The organism is Methylococcus sp. S1M (assembly GCF_051295855.1).
Classification (GTDB): domain Bacteria; phylum Pseudomonadota; class Gammaproteobacteria; order Methylococcales; family Methylococcaceae; genus Methylococcus; species Methylococcus capsulatus.
Map to the genome: position 1 here is coordinate 17,943 of NZ_JBPDXO010000010.1, position 16,127 is coordinate 34,069.

At 63.2% G+C, this 16,127-nt stretch carries 19 protein-coding genes and 1 pseudogene; 10 read left to right on the top strand and 10 right to left on the bottom strand.

Features of this window, described 5'->3' with window-relative positions; all coding sequences use genetic code 11:
• Positions 1 to 8: 8 nt before the first annotated feature.
• The gene (locus ACSHWJ_RS14320; RefSeq protein WP_432539950.1) at positions 9 to 389 is read left to right on the top strand and encodes a copper resistance CopC family protein; all 381 of its coding nucleotides are present in this window, start codon (positions 9 to 11) and stop codon (positions 387 to 389) included.
• Between the two features lie 18 nt (positions 390 to 407).
• The gene (locus ACSHWJ_RS14325; RefSeq protein WP_432539949.1) at positions 408 to 2,087 is read left to right on the top strand and encodes a copper resistance D family protein; all 1,680 of its coding nucleotides are present in this window, start codon (positions 408 to 410) and stop codon (positions 2,085 to 2,087) included.
• Between the two features lie 76 nt (positions 2,088 to 2,163).
• On the opposite strand, the gene ACSHWJ_RS14330 is transcribed toward ACSHWJ_RS14325, so the two are convergent.
• The 6 genes from ACSHWJ_RS14330 to ACSHWJ_RS14355 all read right to left on the bottom strand — a co-directional run bounded on the left by ACSHWJ_RS14330 (position 2,164) and on the right by ACSHWJ_RS14355 (position 7,206).
• The gene (locus ACSHWJ_RS14330; protein WP_161625722.1) at positions 2,164 to 2,793 is read right to left on the bottom strand and encodes an HpnM family protein; all 630 of its coding nucleotides are present in this window, start codon (positions 2,791 to 2,793) and stop codon (positions 2,164 to 2,166) included.
• 173 nt (positions 2,794 to 2,966) lie between these two features.
• Positions 2,967 to 5,462: a heavy metal translocating P-type ATPase gene (locus ACSHWJ_RS14335; RefSeq protein WP_218801072.1), complete on the bottom strand. Its 2,496-nt coding sequence runs from the start codon at positions 5,460 to 5,462 to the stop codon at positions 2,967 to 2,969.
• The gene (locus ACSHWJ_RS14340; protein ID WP_010960129.1) at positions 5,455 to 6,039 is read right to left on the bottom strand and encodes a cation transporter; all 585 of its coding nucleotides are present in this window, start codon (positions 6,037 to 6,039) and stop codon (positions 5,455 to 5,457) included. Before ACSHWJ_RS14340 ends, ACSHWJ_RS14335 begins: the two co-directional genes overlap by 8 nt.
• A 50-nt stretch (positions 6,040 to 6,089) precedes the next feature.
• Positions 6,090 to 6,524, bottom strand: a complete 435-nt coding sequence (locus tag ACSHWJ_RS14345) for a hypothetical protein (RefSeq protein WP_154656616.1) — start codon at positions 6,522 to 6,524, stop codon at positions 6,090 to 6,092.
• A gap of 73 nt (positions 6,525 to 6,597) precedes the next feature.
• The gene (locus tag ACSHWJ_RS14350) at positions 6,598 to 6,807 is read right to left on the bottom strand and encodes a heavy metal translocating P-type ATPase metal-binding domain-containing protein (protein WP_432539948.1); all 210 of its coding nucleotides are present in this window, start codon (positions 6,805 to 6,807) and stop codon (positions 6,598 to 6,600) included.
• A gap of 126 nt (positions 6,808 to 6,933) precedes the next feature.
• Positions 6,934 to 7,206, bottom strand: coding sequence for a hypothetical protein (locus ACSHWJ_RS14355; protein ID WP_017365082.1), 273 nt, complete (start codon positions 7,204 to 7,206; stop codon positions 6,934 to 6,936).
• 319 nt (positions 7,207 to 7,525) lie between these two features.
• Between ACSHWJ_RS14355 and ACSHWJ_RS14360 the strand changes: the two genes are divergently transcribed.
• From ACSHWJ_RS14360 to ACSHWJ_RS14390, 7 genes are all read left to right on the top strand, one after another.
• Positions 7,526 to 8,458, top strand: a complete 933-nt coding sequence (locus ACSHWJ_RS14360; protein ID WP_432539947.1) for a sulfite exporter TauE/SafE family protein — start codon at positions 7,526 to 7,528, stop codon at positions 8,456 to 8,458.
• Between the two features lie 64 nt (positions 8,459 to 8,522).
• Positions 8,523 to 9,206: a methylthioribulose 1-phosphate dehydratase gene (locus ACSHWJ_RS14365; protein ID WP_432539946.1), complete on the top strand. Its 684-nt coding sequence runs from the start codon at positions 8,523 to 8,525 to the stop codon at positions 9,204 to 9,206.
• Positions 9,203 to 9,763 carry a 1,2-dihydroxy-3-keto-5-methylthiopentene dioxygenase gene (locus ACSHWJ_RS14370; protein WP_432539945.1) on the top strand — a complete coding sequence of 187 codons (561 nt, stop codon included), beginning with the start codon at positions 9,203 to 9,205 and terminating at the stop codon, positions 9,761 to 9,763. Before ACSHWJ_RS14365 ends, ACSHWJ_RS14370 begins: the two co-directional genes overlap by 4 nt.
• A complete protein-coding gene (gene mtnC / locus ACSHWJ_RS14375) occupies positions 9,760 to 10,443 on the top strand; it encodes an acireductone synthase (protein ID WP_432539944.1) in 684 nt (227 codons plus the stop codon). Before ACSHWJ_RS14370 ends, mtnC begins: the two co-directional genes overlap by 4 nt.
• A gap of 234 nt (positions 10,444 to 10,677) precedes the next feature.
• Positions 10,678 to 11,265 (top strand): YcbK family protein, encoded by a 588-nt coding sequence (locus ACSHWJ_RS14380; protein ID WP_432539943.1) that lies wholly within the window; start codon positions 10,678 to 10,680, stop codon positions 11,263 to 11,265.
• Positions 11,266 to 11,442: 177 nt separating this feature from the next.
• On the top strand, positions 11,443 to 11,787 hold the full coding sequence (locus tag ACSHWJ_RS14385; RefSeq protein ID WP_432539942.1) for a hypothetical protein: 345 nt from the start codon (positions 11,443 to 11,445) through the stop codon (positions 11,785 to 11,787).
• A 19-nt stretch (positions 11,788 to 11,806) separates the two neighbouring features.
• Positions 11,807 to 12,475 (top strand): thiopurine S-methyltransferase, encoded by a 669-nt coding sequence (locus tag ACSHWJ_RS14390; RefSeq protein WP_432539941.1) that lies wholly within the window; start codon positions 11,807 to 11,809, stop codon positions 12,473 to 12,475.
• 15 nt (positions 12,476 to 12,490) lie between these two features.
• Here the strand turns inward: ACSHWJ_RS14390 and ACSHWJ_RS14395 are convergent, their stop codons facing one another.
• The 3 genes from ACSHWJ_RS14395 to ACSHWJ_RS14405 all read right to left on the bottom strand — a co-directional run bounded on the left by ACSHWJ_RS14395 (position 12,491) and on the right by ACSHWJ_RS14405 (position 14,573).
• Entirely contained in the window at positions 12,491 to 12,757 is a 267-nt protein-coding gene (locus ACSHWJ_RS14395) for an RNA recognition motif domain-containing protein (RefSeq protein ID WP_026045904.1), read from the bottom strand.
• Between the two features lie 172 nt (positions 12,758 to 12,929).
• On the bottom strand, positions 12,930 to 13,139 hold the full coding sequence (locus ACSHWJ_RS14400) for a cold-shock protein (RefSeq protein WP_010960118.1): 210 nt from the start codon (positions 13,137 to 13,139) through the stop codon (positions 12,930 to 12,932).
• Between the two features lie 192 nt (positions 13,140 to 13,331).
• On the bottom strand, positions 13,332 to 14,573 hold the full coding sequence (locus ACSHWJ_RS14405; RefSeq protein WP_432539940.1) for an SLC13 family permease: 1,242 nt from the start codon (positions 14,571 to 14,573) through the stop codon (positions 13,332 to 13,334).
• Between the two features lie 256 nt (positions 14,574 to 14,829).
• Between ACSHWJ_RS14405 and ACSHWJ_RS14410 the strand changes: the two are divergent.
• Positions 14,830 to 15,436 (top strand): annotated as a pseudogene (locus tag ACSHWJ_RS14410) (transposase); the annotation flags it as partial.
• A gap of 162 nt (positions 15,437 to 15,598) precedes the next feature.
• On the opposite strand, the gene ACSHWJ_RS14415 reads toward ACSHWJ_RS14410, so the two are convergent.
• On the bottom strand, positions 15,599 to 16,123 hold the full coding sequence (locus ACSHWJ_RS14415) for an SRPBCC family protein (protein WP_010960116.1): 525 nt from the start codon (positions 16,121 to 16,123) through the stop codon (positions 15,599 to 15,601).
• Between the last annotated feature and the right edge of the window lie 4 nt (positions 16,124 to 16,127).

Sequence of the window (16,127 nt, forward strand, 5' to 3'; positions counted from 1 at the left end):
AGGTAGCCATGTTCCTTCACGCCATCCAGCCATTCGGCAAGCCCCTCCGGGGCATCGCCCTGAGCCTGCTTGCACTCAGCTCCGAGGCCTGGAGTCATGCCGTCGTCACCGAATCGTCGCTGACCAAGGAGCCGGTGGAGCCCCACCACGCAACCAAGGTGGTGCTGTTTTTCAACTCCGGGGTCGAACTCGCGCTCTCGCGGGTGTTCCTAGTCAGCAAAGGCGACGTGTTCCACCCCGTCCACATCGCCAAGGGCAAGAAAGCGGGCGAGATGCTGGTCGACATCCCCCCTCTGGAACCCGGCGACTATGCCCTGAAATACAAGGTGTTCGCGGCTGACGGGCACTTCACCGAAAACGTGATCCGTTTCCGCGTCGATAACCCGTAACCCGAGGTCGCTCCCTCCATGTTCATACAAGGCTTGGCCAATTTCATCGATGACTTCCTCGGCGGCTTGATGCTCATCAGCTATGCGCTGATCGTCGGCAGCCTGATCTGGGCCGCCTGGATCCTGCGGATCTGGGACAGAGCCGTGGGGGACGACGGCGCGCCGGAACCGGTCGTCGCCGTTTGCGTCCGTCTGCTGAAGGGAGGCGCGATCACGCTGGCGGCCATGCAGGGCACCAAACTGCTGATCAAGGGCGTGCTGCTCGCCGCGACGCTCGGCGATTTCCCTCTCGAGGCCTATTTCGGGACGGTGCAGTTCATCGCCGGCCTGCTCCGCTTCTTCCTCTCGTGTGGATTCATTTACGTGGCCGGGCGACTCAGCGTTTCGCCGACTGACCGTTCGGCCTGGAACACCGCAGCGATCCTGACCGTGCCGCTGGTGATCAGCGGTGCCTGGCTGGTGCACGGCGTCGGGCGTTTCGAACACCGCGAACGGCTCATGATACTGACGGTGATCCACCAGCTGGCCGCTGCGGTCTGGGTCGGCGGCGTCGCTCAGCTTCTGTTCCTCTGGCATTCCCGGCGCTCGGAACGGGAGGCTCATCAGTTCTGGCCCCGCGCCATCACGCGTTTCGGGTGGCTGGGGGCGGCCTCCGTGCTGCTGCTGGTTTCCACCGGGCTGCCGCTGGCCGTGGAATACATCGGCTCGCTGGACGGACTTTTCGGCACCGGCTATGGCAGCCTGGTGGCGACCAAGGTCGCACTGATGGCAGGCGCACTCTACTTCGCTTACCGCAACCACAAGGCCGGGAAGGAGTGGAAGGAACGCGGCGCCTCCGCCGATCTGACCGGCAAGGTGCCGTATTTCATCGAAGCCGAGACTTTCGTACTGGTGGGCGTCCTGTTCGTCGCCGCCACACTGTCGTCGCAGCCGCCCTCGGTGGATATCAAGGACACCACGGCGACGGTCTCGGAAGTGGCCTACATGTTCTCACCCCGCCTGCCCAAGATCAGCTCCCCGACCCATGAGCAGCTTCTGGCCGGTGAACCAGGCAGAGTCGCGGTGGTCGACAAGGTCCCTTCGGTCGCCGCCACCGAGTGGTCGGACTACAACCACAACATCTCCGGCATCTTCCTGACCGGTATGTGTCTGGTAGCGATGCTGTCCTATACCGGACGCTTCCGCTGGACCCGTTACTGGCCCGTGGGATTCATCGGCCTGAGCATCTTCCTGTTCTTCCGCAGTGACGCCGAAACCTGGCCGCTGGGGCCGATCGGATTCTGGGAGAGCACCTTCGGCAACGGCGAGGTTTTCCAACACCGCATCGCCACGCTGCTGGCGTTCATGCTCGGCGTCCTGGAGCTGCGCGCCCGCACCCGACCCGATGCCCACCGGCTGCGCTATATGTTTCCGGTCCTCAGCGCCTTCGGCGGCATTCTGCTGCTCACACACTCACACGCCGAATTCGAGCTCAAAAGCGAGTATCTGATCCAGTCGACCCACACCGCCATGGGCCTCCTGGCGGTCGTGGTCGCCAGCGGACGCTGGCTGGAGCTCAGACTGGCGGCTGCGCCGGTGGTGTCTTCGCAGTCTGCCTCGAGCCGCTTCGACACGGGTCAGGTGGCCGGCTTCCTGTCGATCCTCGCCATGTTCGTGATCGGCAATTTCCTGATGTTCTACCGGGAGCCGCTGTACTGACCCAGGGAGGACCACGGCGCGCAGAAAAAAAGCATCCCGCAGGATGCTTTTTTTCTGCCGCCCATCGCAGGGCGAGTCAACTCTTGGAGTTGTTTTCGTTGTTGGCGTAGTCGGTGATCTTCTGAGTCAGCTTGCTCATGAGCACATCAAAACCCTCCCGGTCGATGACGCTGGTGTACTGGGCTTTTTTCAGCGCCAGATCGCTGATGCCGTCGACGACGATGTTGATGATCTCCCACTTACCGTCGAACTGGTTGACCATGTAGTCGAACTTCACGGGAGTTTCCTTGGGCGCCACCATTTTGTAGCGCACCACCACGCGGTCGGGCTTGACCGCCTGATCCGAATCGTACTGGAACTGTTCGCCGGCGTAGCTGTTGAACTGAGCGGCATAGGTGGCAATGCTCAGCTCCGTGAGCTTTTTCACGAACTCCCGCTTCTGGTCATCATTCAAGGTCTTCCAGTGCGCCCCCAGGGCAATCTGGGCCACGGCTTCGAACTGGAAGACCTCGCGCACGATGGGATCAAGCTTCTTGTACCGGCCTTGATAACCCAATTGTTTTGCATTTCTCATCACGTCGATGAGCGCGCCGTTCAATTTATCCACCACCGCGCGCGCGGCCTCCGTACCGGTGTCGGCGGTGGCGACCCTCCCCGCCGACAACATCAAGGCCAGCGCCAACCCGCCAAGCATTCGTAAGAACATGGGATTCCTCACCATAGGCATATTTGCAACAAAATATACCATAAGACCCACATCCCCCGAACCGGTTTTGAACCAAATGGCGGCATCGCGCTCCCTTCGATGCAGGCGTCGCGTTTGAAAGACGGGAGGATGATACGCCCGGGAACACCTTCCCGGGGGAAACGGCAGGGCGCCTACCGCCGCTGCAGACGCAGGGAATTCAATACCACGGAAACGGAACTGAAAGCCATGGCGCCCGCCGCGATCATGGGACTCAACCGTCCCATGACCGCGAGAGGAATCGCGATCGTGTTGTAGCCGAAGGCCCACGCCAGATTCTGATGGACGACCCGCAGTGTGAATTGGCTCAGCGCCATGCCGTCCGCCACCCGGCTGATGTCGCCCTGGCTGATGATCATGTCGGCGGTCTGGATCGCCACGTCGGTGCCGCTACCTATGGCGAAGCTCACGTCCGCGGCGGCCAGCGCGGGCGCATCGTTGACGCCGTCGCCGATCATCCCCACCCGCTCCCCTTGCTCCTGCAGGGCGCGGATGATCTCCAGCTTACGCTCCGGACGGGCACGGGCGGTCACTTCCGCAATGCCCACCTGCTGCGCAATGTGCTGGGCAGCCGCTTCCACGTCGCCCGTCACCATCAGGGTGCGGACGTTCAGGTCCTGCAGTCTCTGAATGGCGGCCCGCGCATGCTCCCGGGGCCGGTCCGCGATGCCGAACACTGCCGCGAGCTTGCCGTCCAGCGCCATGAAAACCGGGGTCTTGCCCTGCCCGGCCAGGTTCGCGACCGGCTCTACCGCCGCCGTAAGACCGACGCCGGACTCTTCCAGCCATTCAGCGTTGCCTATCAATACCTCACGCCGATCCACCCGGGCACGGATACCTCGTCCCGGCACGCTGTCGAACGCATGGGAAACCAGCGGTTCGGCTCCGACGTCCCGAGCCTTGCGGACGATCGCCCGTGCCAGGAAATGCTCGGAATCGATTTCCGCCGCCGCCGCCAGGCTCAGCAACCGGGTCTCGCCCAGCCGCGCAAACCGGATGAGGTCGGTGACTTCCGGCTTGCCTTCGGTGATGGTGCCGGTCTTGTCGAACACGATCGCAGTGAGTTTCGACGCCATCTCCAGGCTTTCGCCATTGCGGATGTAGATGCCCTTACGGGCGGCCTGCCCCGTGCCGACCATGATCGCCGCCGGCGTCGCCAACCCCAGTGCGCAGGGGCAGGCGATGAGCAGCACCGCGATGGCATTGGCGAAGGCCCTGGCCGCGGGCGCGCCGAGCCAGACCCAGCCCAGGAAGGTGCCGGCGGAAATCACCAGGACGGTCGGCACGAACACCGCGGAAACCCGGTCCACGGTCTTCTGGATCGGCAGCTTCGAGGACTGGGCCTGCTCCACCATGTGGATGATCCCGGCCAGTACCGTGTCCTCCCCCACGGCCGTGACCCTGACCTGGAGCGCGCCGGAGCCGTTGACGCAGCCGCCGATCACCCGGTCGCCGGGCCGTTTGATGGCGGGAACGCTTTCACCCGTCACCATGGATTCGTCGATCCCGGAAATGCCGCTGAGAACCTCGCCATCGGTGGGCAGACGGTCACCGGGACGCACCCTTACCACGTCTCCCACCTGCAAAGATTCGACCGGCACCTCGAATTCCTCGCCGTCCTTCAGGAGCGTAGCGGTGGCAGGCTGCAGGTCGAGGAGACGCCGAATCGCTTCATGAGCGCGCCCGCGGCTGGTCTCCTCCACGTAACGCCCGTACAGCACGAAACTCACGATGGCGGCCGCGGCCTCGAAATAAAGCTCCCCGCGCCGCGTCAGCAAGGCCACGACACTGGAACCGTAAGCCGCCCCGACGCCCAGCGCGACCAGCGAGTCCATGTTGGCGGTACCCTGACCGGCGAGTTTCCATGCCTTGGAGAAAAACGAGCGGCCGCTGCCGAGTACCACCGGTGTCGTGAGGATGGCGCTCAGCCAGGCCCATACCCGTCCGTGCGGCATTACCATACCGAGGACGATGACGGGAGCGCTGAGGAGGACCGACACCAGAGCCTGACGCCGCGCCTTACGCAGGCGTTCGGCTTCCCGCGCCGCCATGAGTTTGCGCTGGACGATGCTGTCGGCCGCATGGGCGCGATAGCCGAGCCGCGCGATGGCCGCCATGACTGCATCGCGGCCGAGGACGGCCCGGACGGTGGCGGTTTCCGTGGCGAAATTGACTGATACGTCGCGGATACCCGGCTGCCGCTTCAGCATCATTTCGATGAGCAGCGCACAGGAAACGCAGGTCATTCCTTCGATCGCGAACTGCCACTCCCGCACCGGCCCGTTACCGACCGGGATCCCGGGCGTTTCCGGCGCCGGTCTACGGCGGCCCAGGCTGGCGATCAGGTGATCCGCCACCTGCAGCAAATTCGCACGCGGCAGCTGTTCCGGATTGAAGCGGATCGCCACCGAGCCGAGGTCCGCCACCACCCGCACGGACCGTATGCCGGCATGCTTGAGCAGGAGAATCTGCAAGAGGTAACAACGCTCCGGGTCCTTGCGCAGCGCCGGCGCCTGGATCCGGATACGCCGCCGCAAGGCATGCACGACTTCCAGATTGGGCCAGGCATGCGCGAACGGCGCCGCCGGAGCTCGGGGCGTCGAAGTATCCAGCCCTGCGGAGTCAGACATTGCGGGGGCGCCGGGACCGGACCAGCAGGAAAATCAGGTAGAACACCGCCATCCACTCGTAGCGATAGCGCAGCGGCTGTCGCAGCCAGTGCTGGGTGATGAGATGCCAGTGCAGCTTGATGAGATAGAGCACCAGCACATCATTGAAGAACTCTATGAATCCTCTTTCCCGCGCTGGCGTCAGCAGCCTGGGCGATTTTTTCAGGGTCCGCCCGGCGACTATTTTCATGGCCGCCAGGGTTTCGCCCGCTTCCTGCGCTTTTTCCCGCAGCCAGCCGAACGGCCGGCCGCCCACGATGCCCACCCTTCCCGGCACCCGACCCGACTGTCCGACACCGGCATCGACGAGTTGGGCCAGCCGCCGCGCAATGACTTTGAGATCGCACACGGCGATGTCGAAACGCACCGATAGTTTGCGGCTGCCCGGCGACAGGCTGACGCGGTAAACGCCGTCGAGCGCCCGCAAAGCAGCCTCGATCTGAGTCCGGGCCGAAACCTCGCAGAGCGGGGCCGGCAGCTCGAACCGCACGTGGCCGACACCGTTGTAACGCAAGATGATCTGTTTTTTCAGTGACATGATCTCATCGACGCATCGCCTCGGACTGCCCGCTGGTTTCATCCACCTGTTCAGGCATCACCCCGCTCGGACCCCTCCTGGCGTTCGGCCAGCAGGTCTTCCAGATTTTCCCGCTGCTGAAGGATGAAATCCTTGCCGCCTTCGGCTACGCTCATGGCCGAGCCGATGATTTCCTTGCGGTATTTGTGAATGTAATAGCCTGCGGCCATGCCCAGGCCGAACAGCACCAGCGGATGGGTGAACACCCGCTTGAACAGCGAGCGGCCGGTGTGCGTCCCCGCCGTCGCTGCCGCGCCCACCGCCGCACCCTTGGCCACCGTGGCGACGTTGTGCGACGACTGGACCAGCTGGCGGGCGCCGTGCATCACACCGTGATTCATCATGCCCTCCATACCCGCCATCGGCCCCATCATTCCGTGCTCCATCGCCTTGGCCGCGCCCATCGCCGCGTCCGCCATCGTCTTTCCGCCGTGTACATGAGCCATGATCTAGTTCCTCGCTGACTTTGCCGAACAATCCGACGCCCCTTCGAGGGGAGCGGTCGAGAGCCGTGTCCGATTATCGGTCATCGCTCGAAAGAGGTAAATCCGGCGATCCTGCGCGGGCGGGTCCGGCCTCCGGCAGGATATCGGCCTCGTGCAGCATCGCGTAGATGCCCTGGCAGCCTTCACAGCAGAAGACCTTGAGCCCGCTGGTGGTATTGAGGGGAAAGCCCGGCGGGATCACCGGCAGACTGCACAGGTCGCAAACACGCGGTTCGGTGTCCATCCCTCGCCTCCTTGACGTCTCTAACGAAAAATCAACGAACTCGAGCAGTTATAATAATAAAAAACTCCGCGGCAGCTTGACAGCTTGCGGAGTCTGCACCGGGATTCCCGGCGGGAAGGTTGGAATTCAGTGACAGCTGAAGCTCATGGTCGCAGCTTCGGCGCCGTCGCCCGACCCCCGGATGGCACGGCTGGAAGCCTTCATGAGGGCGATCCGGAGTGCCCCGGTCAAACTGGTCCCCAAACCGACCTGGGTCGCGATCGCAGGCACCAGAATCAATGAAGCGAAAGCGAGACCGGTGCCGATCAGCAGGGGTCCGAGGGGCGCATCCTGCTTCCGCGTGCGGGCCGTTTTTGACTTTTCGACGGTTTTCACATGGGCTACCTGGGAAGTTTTCATGTTCGGCTCGCTCTGATGGAAATGAATGCTGCGACGAAACAATCTTTTTCAACATTCGTGCCCAATACCCAGCCGATTGATTCGCAACGAGCCGCGACGCGACGGTGAAGCGGCGACGCATGAAGTCATGGCGTATCACACAGGCAGGCTGCGTGATATCACGCACTTTTGAAACCAATCTTTCCTCCCCCGCTCGCCAAGATCCGGCGACCGGCGGGATTCGACCTACGGACAAACTGGCAGAAAACCTGCACGCTTTATAATCTCCAGGCATCCTGGCCGTCCTCACACATCTTCCGTACCACTACCCATCGGAACTATGAACTCGACCAACGCAGCGAACCGGCAGTCCCTCGCGAGCCCCTCGACCTGGCTCAGACGGCCTGGCACGATCGTCCTGGGAATCCTGGGCGTCATCGTCATCCTCTTCCTGGACGAACGCATGGGTACCCTGGCCCAGATGCCGGAGTTGGGGCGCGACATGAACTACTGGCTGCTGTTCGTCACCGGTCTTCTGACCGGTTTCCACTGCGTCGGCATGTGCGGGGCTCTGGTGCTGGCGTATGCGGCCAAACCCGCCAGCGGCGGCAGACCCACTCCCTTCTCCCATCTGCTCTACGGGACCGGCAAGACCCTGTCCTATACCTTGATCGGAGCGGGTTTCGGCCTGATCGGCTCGATATTTTCCTTCTCGCCGATACTTCGGGGTGCCATCGGCATCGCCGCCGGCCTGTTCCTGGTGCTGTTCAGCTTAGGGATGCTGCGCTGGATTCCCGCCCTGAGCCATTTCCAGATCAAGACCCCAAGCTTCCTGCTGCGCTTCATCGGCGCTCAGTCGAGGCGGTCCCACAGCCCCTTCGTCATCGGCCTGCTCAACGGTCTCATGATCATCTGCGGCCCGCTGCAAGCCATGTACGTCATGGCCGCGGGCACCGGCAGCCCGCTCGAGGGCGCCCTGCTGATGTTCTTTTTCGGTCTGGGGACGCTGCCGGTGATGCTCAGTTTCGGATGGTTCGCCACGCTCATCTCGGCCGGGCTGAAACCCAGGCTGGTCCGGTTCTCGGGTGTCATCGTGCTGATCCTGGGGATACTGATGGTTAACCGCGGCCTCAAGGCCAGCGAAAGCGGGTTCGATTTCCACTCCCTGGTGGTAAGACTCTCCGGCTTCACCGAATCACGCTGGGGATTCGTCCTGGCCACGCCGGATGCCCCCATGTCACCGGACATGTCCGGGATGCATCACAACCACTGAATGTCCGCTTTCCCCGGCGGCTCGAGGAATCGACCGAACGAGAAGCGGCCCGCCACCGCCGATTTTGAGTCGGCCCGCCGGGCCCGCTAGAATCGGCGCTTCCTCTCTCAATCTCCTCGGGCGAACCTCCATCTTGCACGACACCGAATTCGAAACCCGCGCGGCCGAACTCATCGAAGCCGGCCGCTTCATCGACGACCGCGGTTGGGTTCCCGCCACCAGCGGCAATTTGTCCGCCCGCCTCGGCGACGGCCGGATCGCCATCACGGTTTCCGGCCGGCACAAAGGCCGGCTGCGCCCCGAGGACATCATGCTGGTGGACGCCGCAGGCCGTTCGCTCGATGGCAGAAAGCCCTCGGCGGAAACCCTGCTGCACACCGGGATCTATCGGCGCTATCCAGAGGCCCACGCCGTGCTGCATCCACACTCACCCGCTTCGACCCTGTTGTCGCGGCTGGTGTCCGGCGCGGTCATCCTGGAAGACTACGAGTTGCTGAAGGCCCTGGCCGGCATCGATACCCATGCCACCCGCATCGTTGTTCCGGTCTTCCCCAACGATCAGAACATCCCCCGCCTCGCCCTGAAAATCGAGGAATACCTGGTCCGGCACGACGGGGTTCACGCCTACATCATCGCCGGCCACGGCTTCTACACCTGGGGAAAATCGGTCGCCGACGCGCTGCGCCATGTGGAAGCACTGGAATACCTCTTCGACCTGGAAACCCGCATGCACGGAGTCAAACGATGAGCCTTCTGACCATACACCCCGAGTCCGGAACCTCGGCGCCGGAGATCATCCGCGAAGGCGATGCCATCGCCGCACGGCTGGCCGAAATCGGCGTTTTGTTCGAGCGCTGGCAAGCGGACCGGGCATTCGAACCGGATGCCGAGCAGCAGACGATCCTTGCGGCTTACGCCGATTCGGTCGAACGCCTGAAGGCGAAATACGGTTTCGAATCGGCCGACGTCATCAGCGTCGGCCCCGATCATCCGCAGAAGGACGAACTGCGGGCGCGCTTCCTGAGGGAGCATACTCACGGCGATTTCGAAGTTCGCTTCTTCGTCGAAGGCCGCGGCCTGTTCTACCTCCACCCCGGCGACCGCGTCTACGCCATCCTGTGCGAGCGGGGCGACCTCCTGAGCGTCCCTTCGAATACCCGCCACTGGTTCGACATGGGCGCCGAACCCTGCCTGAAGTGCATCCGGCTGTTCACCACCGCGGAAGGCTGGGTCGCCGATTTCACCGGTAGTGACATCGGCGACCGCTTCCCCCGGCTCGAGGATTACCTGAAGCATTACGCATGATCCGCGCGATTCTCACTGACATCGAAGGCACGACCTCCTCGCTGTCCTTCGTGAAGGAAACGCTGTTTCCCTATGCCCGCGCCCGCACGGCCGACTTCGTGCGCAGCCATGCCCGAGACGCCACCGTGCAGGCCCTGCTCGCCGATGCCAAGGCGGCGGCCGGCGACCCCTCAATGGACGATGAACACGTCATCGCCCGGCTCGTCCGCTGGATCGACGAAGACCGCAAGATCACGCCGCTCAAGGCGCTCCAGGGGCTCATATGGGAAGAAGGCTACCGTAACCGCGACTTCTTCGGGCATGTGTACGACGACGCCGTGCGACGGCTCAAAGCCTGGCATGAACAGGGCATCAGCCTGTATGTGTTCTCCTCCGGTTCGGTGCACGCCCAGCGCCTGCTGTTCGGCCATACCGCCGCTGGCGATCTGCAGCCCCTGTTTTCCGGCTACTTCGACACCCGGATCGGCGCGAAGCAGGAACCCGCCGCCTATAGCGCCATCGCCCGGGAACTGAATCTGCCGCCGTCGGAAATCCTGTTCCTGTCGGACATCGAAGCCGAACTGGACGCCGCCAGGGAAGCGGGCTACAAGACGTTCATGCTGGTTCGGGAGGGCGGGGCCAAGGCGAGTCATCACCCACAGGGGGCGGATTTCGACGCCATCCGACCGGAACTCCTCTGATCCTCGGAGACTGCGCCACTCACGCGACCGCGGCGACTCGTAACGGTTTCGTAACATTCAGAGGGTTGATTTCGCGCGTTCGTAGCGCTTAAAGTTCGGCCTTTGCCCGATCGGGGTGCGTCGATGCGCCCCCGGGCCACCAGGATGTCGCAAAAGCCACTGGCATCGGCTCCGGCCGCAGCGGCTTTTCCCGCACCCTGTCATCAAGACGTTCGACTACCGATAGGGGTAATCATGGGATTCAATTCGTCCTTGCGCGCGCCGTCGCGCGCATCCGAACCCAATCTCAGCCGCCGCAGTTTTCTCACCCGTGCAGGGATCGCCGCCGCCGGGGCCCTGCTGATTCCCAGCTTCGACGCCTATGCGTACTCCTTGAGCAGGGAACGCACCCTGTATCTCTACAACAAGCATACCGGCGAAGACATGACCCTGGTGTGCTGTCCGGAACGGAACTACGACCGAGCTCTGCTGCGGCAATTCAGTCACTTCCTCCGGGACCATCACGCCGATGAGAGCCATCCCATGGATCCGGGGCTGATCGACATTCTCTACGCGATCTCCGCGATGACCCGCTCCAGCGGCACCTTCGAAATCATTTCCGGCTATCGCGCGCCGGAAACCAACCGGATGCTGCGCAGACACAGCCACGGGGTGGCGGAACACAGCCTGCACATGGAAGGGAAGGCGATCGATCTGCGCATGAGCGACGTCAGCACCCGCACGATCCGCAAGACCGCATTGGCGCTGCAATACGGCGGCGTAGGTTATTACCGCCGCGCCGATTTCGTGCATCTGGACACGGGACGCATCCGCTCCTGGTAAGGCCCTGGGCCGGGCACGCTGGACAGGTCGGGCCCGCTTGCGCAAACTATGCGGGACCCGCCGTACGGTCGCCGGTGCCCTCCGCGGCCGGCCCAGCGCTTGCCCGGTTCCCTTCAGGATACTCCGGCCGCAGGACGAGACGGTTCGCCCACCTTTGGAATGGATACTCGCCTACGCATGAAAACCCTGCGCCTCATCCTGCTGTGCCTGATCTTCACCACCGCCCAAAATGCCGCAGCCATGGGACCGAACACGCTGAAGGGCCCCATGAGCTTCATCGAAGTGCTCAACGAGGTATTGGTCATGCGGCCGGTCGGCCTGGTGGCCACGATCGTCGGCACGACGCTTTTCCTGGCAACCAGCCCCTTCACCGGCATCGCCTCGGCGGCCGAGCCACACGACGCCTTCCGCAAGGCCGGCGATGCTTTGGTGGTGGGACCGGCGGCGTTTACTTTCTCCCGCCCGTTCGGCGTCTACGGCTACAACCCCAAAGGGGTTTATCCTGAGCGCCGGCCGGACTGAGCGCGGAAATTCGCAGGCCATGGATCCCGATTTCTGGCACGAGCGCTGGCGGCAGAAGCAGACGGGCTTTCACCAGACACAAGTCAATCCGCTGCTCGAGACCTTCTGGCCCCGATGCATCGGTCCTGCGCGGCCCAGGGTTTTCGTTCCCCTCTGCGGCAAGTCCCTGGACATGGTCTGGCTGCGGAATCGGGGGCATCCCGTACTCGGGAACGAACTCAGCCCCATCGCGGTCGACGAGTTCTTCCGGGAAAACGGCCTGTCGGCGGTTACGACACCGCTCGGAAACGGCTTCGCCCGCGCCGATGGCGGCGATATAAGCCTGCTGTGCGGGAACTATTTCGACTTGACTCCGGACCTCGTCGGCAAGATCGGAGCGATCTACGACCGGGCAGCGCTGGTGGCGATGCCCCCGGAAATGCAGGGCCGCTATGCCGAGCAGATCTTCCGGCTGCTGCCGGAAACCCCGCCCATGCTGCTCATCACGCTGGAATACGACGCCGAGGAAATGAGCGGCCCGCCGTTCCCCGTCCCTGAGGAAGCGGTGGTTCGCCTGTTCGGACCAGCCTACCGGATCGAGCTGCTGTCGGCGCGCGATGCGTTGGAAGGGAATCCACAGCTGCGCGCCAAAGGATTGAGCCGCCTGACCGAAAAGGCCTATTGGCTGCGGGCCCAGGCCTCGGCCTGAACCATGAGGGCAGGCTCAGCGGCGCCCGCGGCCGCCCGAGCGTGGCCCCTTGTCCAAGGCGACATAGATCGTCTTGCCTTCGTAATCGGAACCGTCCAGAGCCTCGATGGCCTTGCGGGCCTCGTGGCCTTCCATGCTGACCGAAGCCGTGCCGCGCGCCTTGCCGGTGAACATGTCGCGGCTGAGCTGCAGCTCGAAGACCTTGCCGTAGCCGGTGAACAGTTCCTTGAGGCCCGCCTCGGTCGTTTGGGGCGGTAAATTTCTGACAAAAAGTTTCAACATGGGCTGGGCACCTTCATAAAGGAGGGTCGAGCGGAGCGCTGCGACGAAGCGCGGCGTCGCGCTGAGTGAAGAGGAAAAAACAGGCCGCTTGAAGCGGCCTGTTTTCGTCAGTAGCGGTACGCGACAAGCGGGCTTGCCGCCCGCATGCCATCCCGGCACAACGAGATGGTGGTTACAGAACCACGACGTTCTCGGCCTGCGGCCCTTTCTGGCCGGCGACCTCGGTGAAGCTCACCCGCTGGCCTTCTTTCAGGGTCTTGAAGCCTTGGCCCTGGATCGAACGGAAATGAACGAAAAGATCACTGCCGTTTTCACGCTGGATGAAACCAAATCCCTTGCTTTCATTGAACCATTTAACGGTTCCCTGTTGCTGTTGTGACATATCGAATCTCTCGAAAAAATGGGTGGAAACGTAAAGCGTAGTATTACGGCGAGTGGGCAGGTGGAGCGGGTATGGTTCCGGGTGGAACGAACGCTACTGAAACTTGCGTGGCACGGACCCCAATACGACGGGGCTAAAGTAAAGTAATTCGGTACCGTTTTCAAGAAAAATCGAAAAATACGGATCGAGTGCTCACCGAAACGGATGGAAGGCGGACAGCCAGCCCCAGTAAACGGCCAGGTTCATCAAGGCCAGGGGCACACCCGCCATCGCAAACGTGTGGAAGCCAAGCGTAACTCGATGTTTTTCCGCATGCTGAGCGATGATGACGTTGCTGGCCGCGCCGAGGATCAGAAAATTCCCCGCCACCGTGCTGCCGGCCGCCAAAGCCATCAGCGCCTCGGTCGAAATACCGGCTTCGCGCAGCATGGGCAGATAAAGCGCAACCAGAGGCACGTTCGAGACCAGTTGGCTAAGCCCGGCACTCAGGCCGAGGACGGTGGGAACGTCCGTCGGATCCAAAGGCCATCGGACCATCCAGGACTGGATGGCGCCGCTTTGCCAGACGCTCGCCATCAGAACGAACATGGCCGGGAAGAATGCCAGGGTCGGCCAGTCGATCCGCCGCAGCAACGACCGCCGTTCCGAGCCAAACAGCAACACGGGGGTTGCCGCGGCGAGGGCGATCCAGCTCAACCGCATCCCCTTCTCGCCGCATGGCAAATGGCGCCAGGCAATGAGCGCAACCATCAGCCAGAGTCCCGCTCTGGCGAGCCTTGCCAGTCGCCAGTCCAGCATCTCGACGGGCGTATGGACCAGACGCGCTCCCCGCAGACTGCCGCGGTAGAGCCAGCGCAGCCACAACCACGCCAACCCCAGGTTCACCACCGTCGGCACGCCGAGCATGCCGAGAAAAGTCGGAAACGGATCCGGCAGGCCGGTCATGGTCGCAATCAGCAGATTCTGGGGATTGCCGATCGGACTCGGAACGCTCCCCAGAGTCACCGCAAAGGCCAGCGCAAGCAGCATCATGCGCGGATCGAGATCGTGCTCCCGAGCCAGCCGCAGCACCAGCGGCGTGCCGACGATGGCTACGGTATCGTTCATCAGCAGCGCCGATGCCAAACCGCCGCCGCACAGCACCACCAGGACCAGCCCCTGGGCCGAGCGGAGACGGGAAAACCACCGATAGGCCAGGTAATAGAGGTAGCCGCTCGCCACCAGCGCGTCCCCCAACACGAACATCCCGAACAGGAACAGCATGACGTCGGGATCGATCGCCGCAAGCGCCTCGCGCCAGCCGATCTCTCCCGTCGCCAGCACCGTCAGCGCCCCCGCGCACATCGCCTGCCATATCCTGACCGGCAAGCCGCCGATGGTTCGGGCCGCGATCAGACAGAAGACCACGCCGAGCGTAACGAGGGAGATATTCATGGACGACTTTGAGAAAAATTCTGCCTATGGTAGAGGCCGCACACTTCCACACCGGTGTGCCCGTCAAACCAAGGAAGCACGGGAAAAAAAGGCGTATCTTACCCTACTCGCCGCGGCCGGCTCCGGGATCGTTGCAGTTTCGGCCCAGGTGGGCGAAACCGGACGGTCCAAGACCAAAGGGCACCTCGAAAAACCCCCAACCTGACCCGCCCGGTAAAATTGCTGCCATCGGACCGTGACCTGTGACCAGAGCGCCATGAACAAGCGCAGTGCCATCAAGACGGACCTGTTTGCGGACACGCATCGTCGGGAGAAGCTCGACAAGCCGGGCGGCCCGCTCATGGCAATCGAAGCCTGTATCGACTTTGCCGCGCTGGCGGCGGAAGTCGACCGGATAGCGCCCCGCCCGGTCGGTCCCGAAGGAGATCGGTCGCCGCTTCCCACCGAAACCATGGTGCGCATTCGGGTTCTGAAGCGCCCGTACGACCTGTCCGACGAGCAGATGGAGTATCAGCTGCTGGATCGCATGAGCGGCAAGCGCTGCTGCGGCCTGGTCCAGGCCATGAACATCCCCGACCGGACCACGGTGTGGCCGTCCGGGAACCGGACCGGCGAAGCCGGCGCCAAGGCGGTCTTCGAGGGCGTCACGGCGCAACTGCTCGAGAACGGCTTCATCGCCCGGGCGCCGGATCATCAATGCCACGCGGGTTCCGGCGCCGAAGCAGCACTTCACCCGGAATGACAGGGAAACACTCAAAGAGGGTGACATGCCAGCCGCCTGGAAACCCGCCAAGCGCCGCCAGAAAGACCTGGATGCGGCCTGGCCCAGGAAGCATGGCCAGTGCCACCATGGCTACAAGCTCTATGGCCGCATAGCGCCCGAAGTGGGCCGCATCGCCGCTGCCCACGGCGGTCCGGAACGAGAATCGGGCGAAGCTGCCCGGAAAAGCCGCAGTTTGTCGAGGAATTGGAGCCGGACTCGGTCAGTGGAACCGCCCGGTGGCGAATTCACTGGAAATCGTGGGTCATTCGAGGGGCCCAAGACTTTTCTTGAGATTGTCCAGCCCGGCGCGGAAAAACCTCTGCATCGCCGCAACGGCGGCCTCGTCGTTCAGCTCGTCCGGCGGGAAGTTTCCGGTATCGCCGCGATAGAGCCGACTCTTCCATTCGATCTGGCTGCCCGTCTCGGTGGCCTTGACCTTGAGCACGGCGGAGTAGGAACTGGCCGGCAGCGCCTTGACGTTGTCCTTGCCCAGCCGGTAGGTGTATTCGTGGGCTGCCGGGTCGTAGGCATCAAGTTCCTCGGTGAGCTGCTCGCCGTTGGGAAAATGGAGGATGCGCTTCTCGCCGGTGGTGTTGCCGCCGGTGCTTTCGCTCTTGGCCAGAGCGGGATTCCACTGCGCGATGGCACCGAAATCCTTCACGGCGTTCCAGACCCGGTCCACGGGAGCCGCGATCTCCACGGTCTCGACGACCTTTTGGGGGGTGGGTCCGTGCGCCAACGAAACGGAGGCGAACAGCAACGCGGTCAGGATGAGCATCGGTTTCATGAAG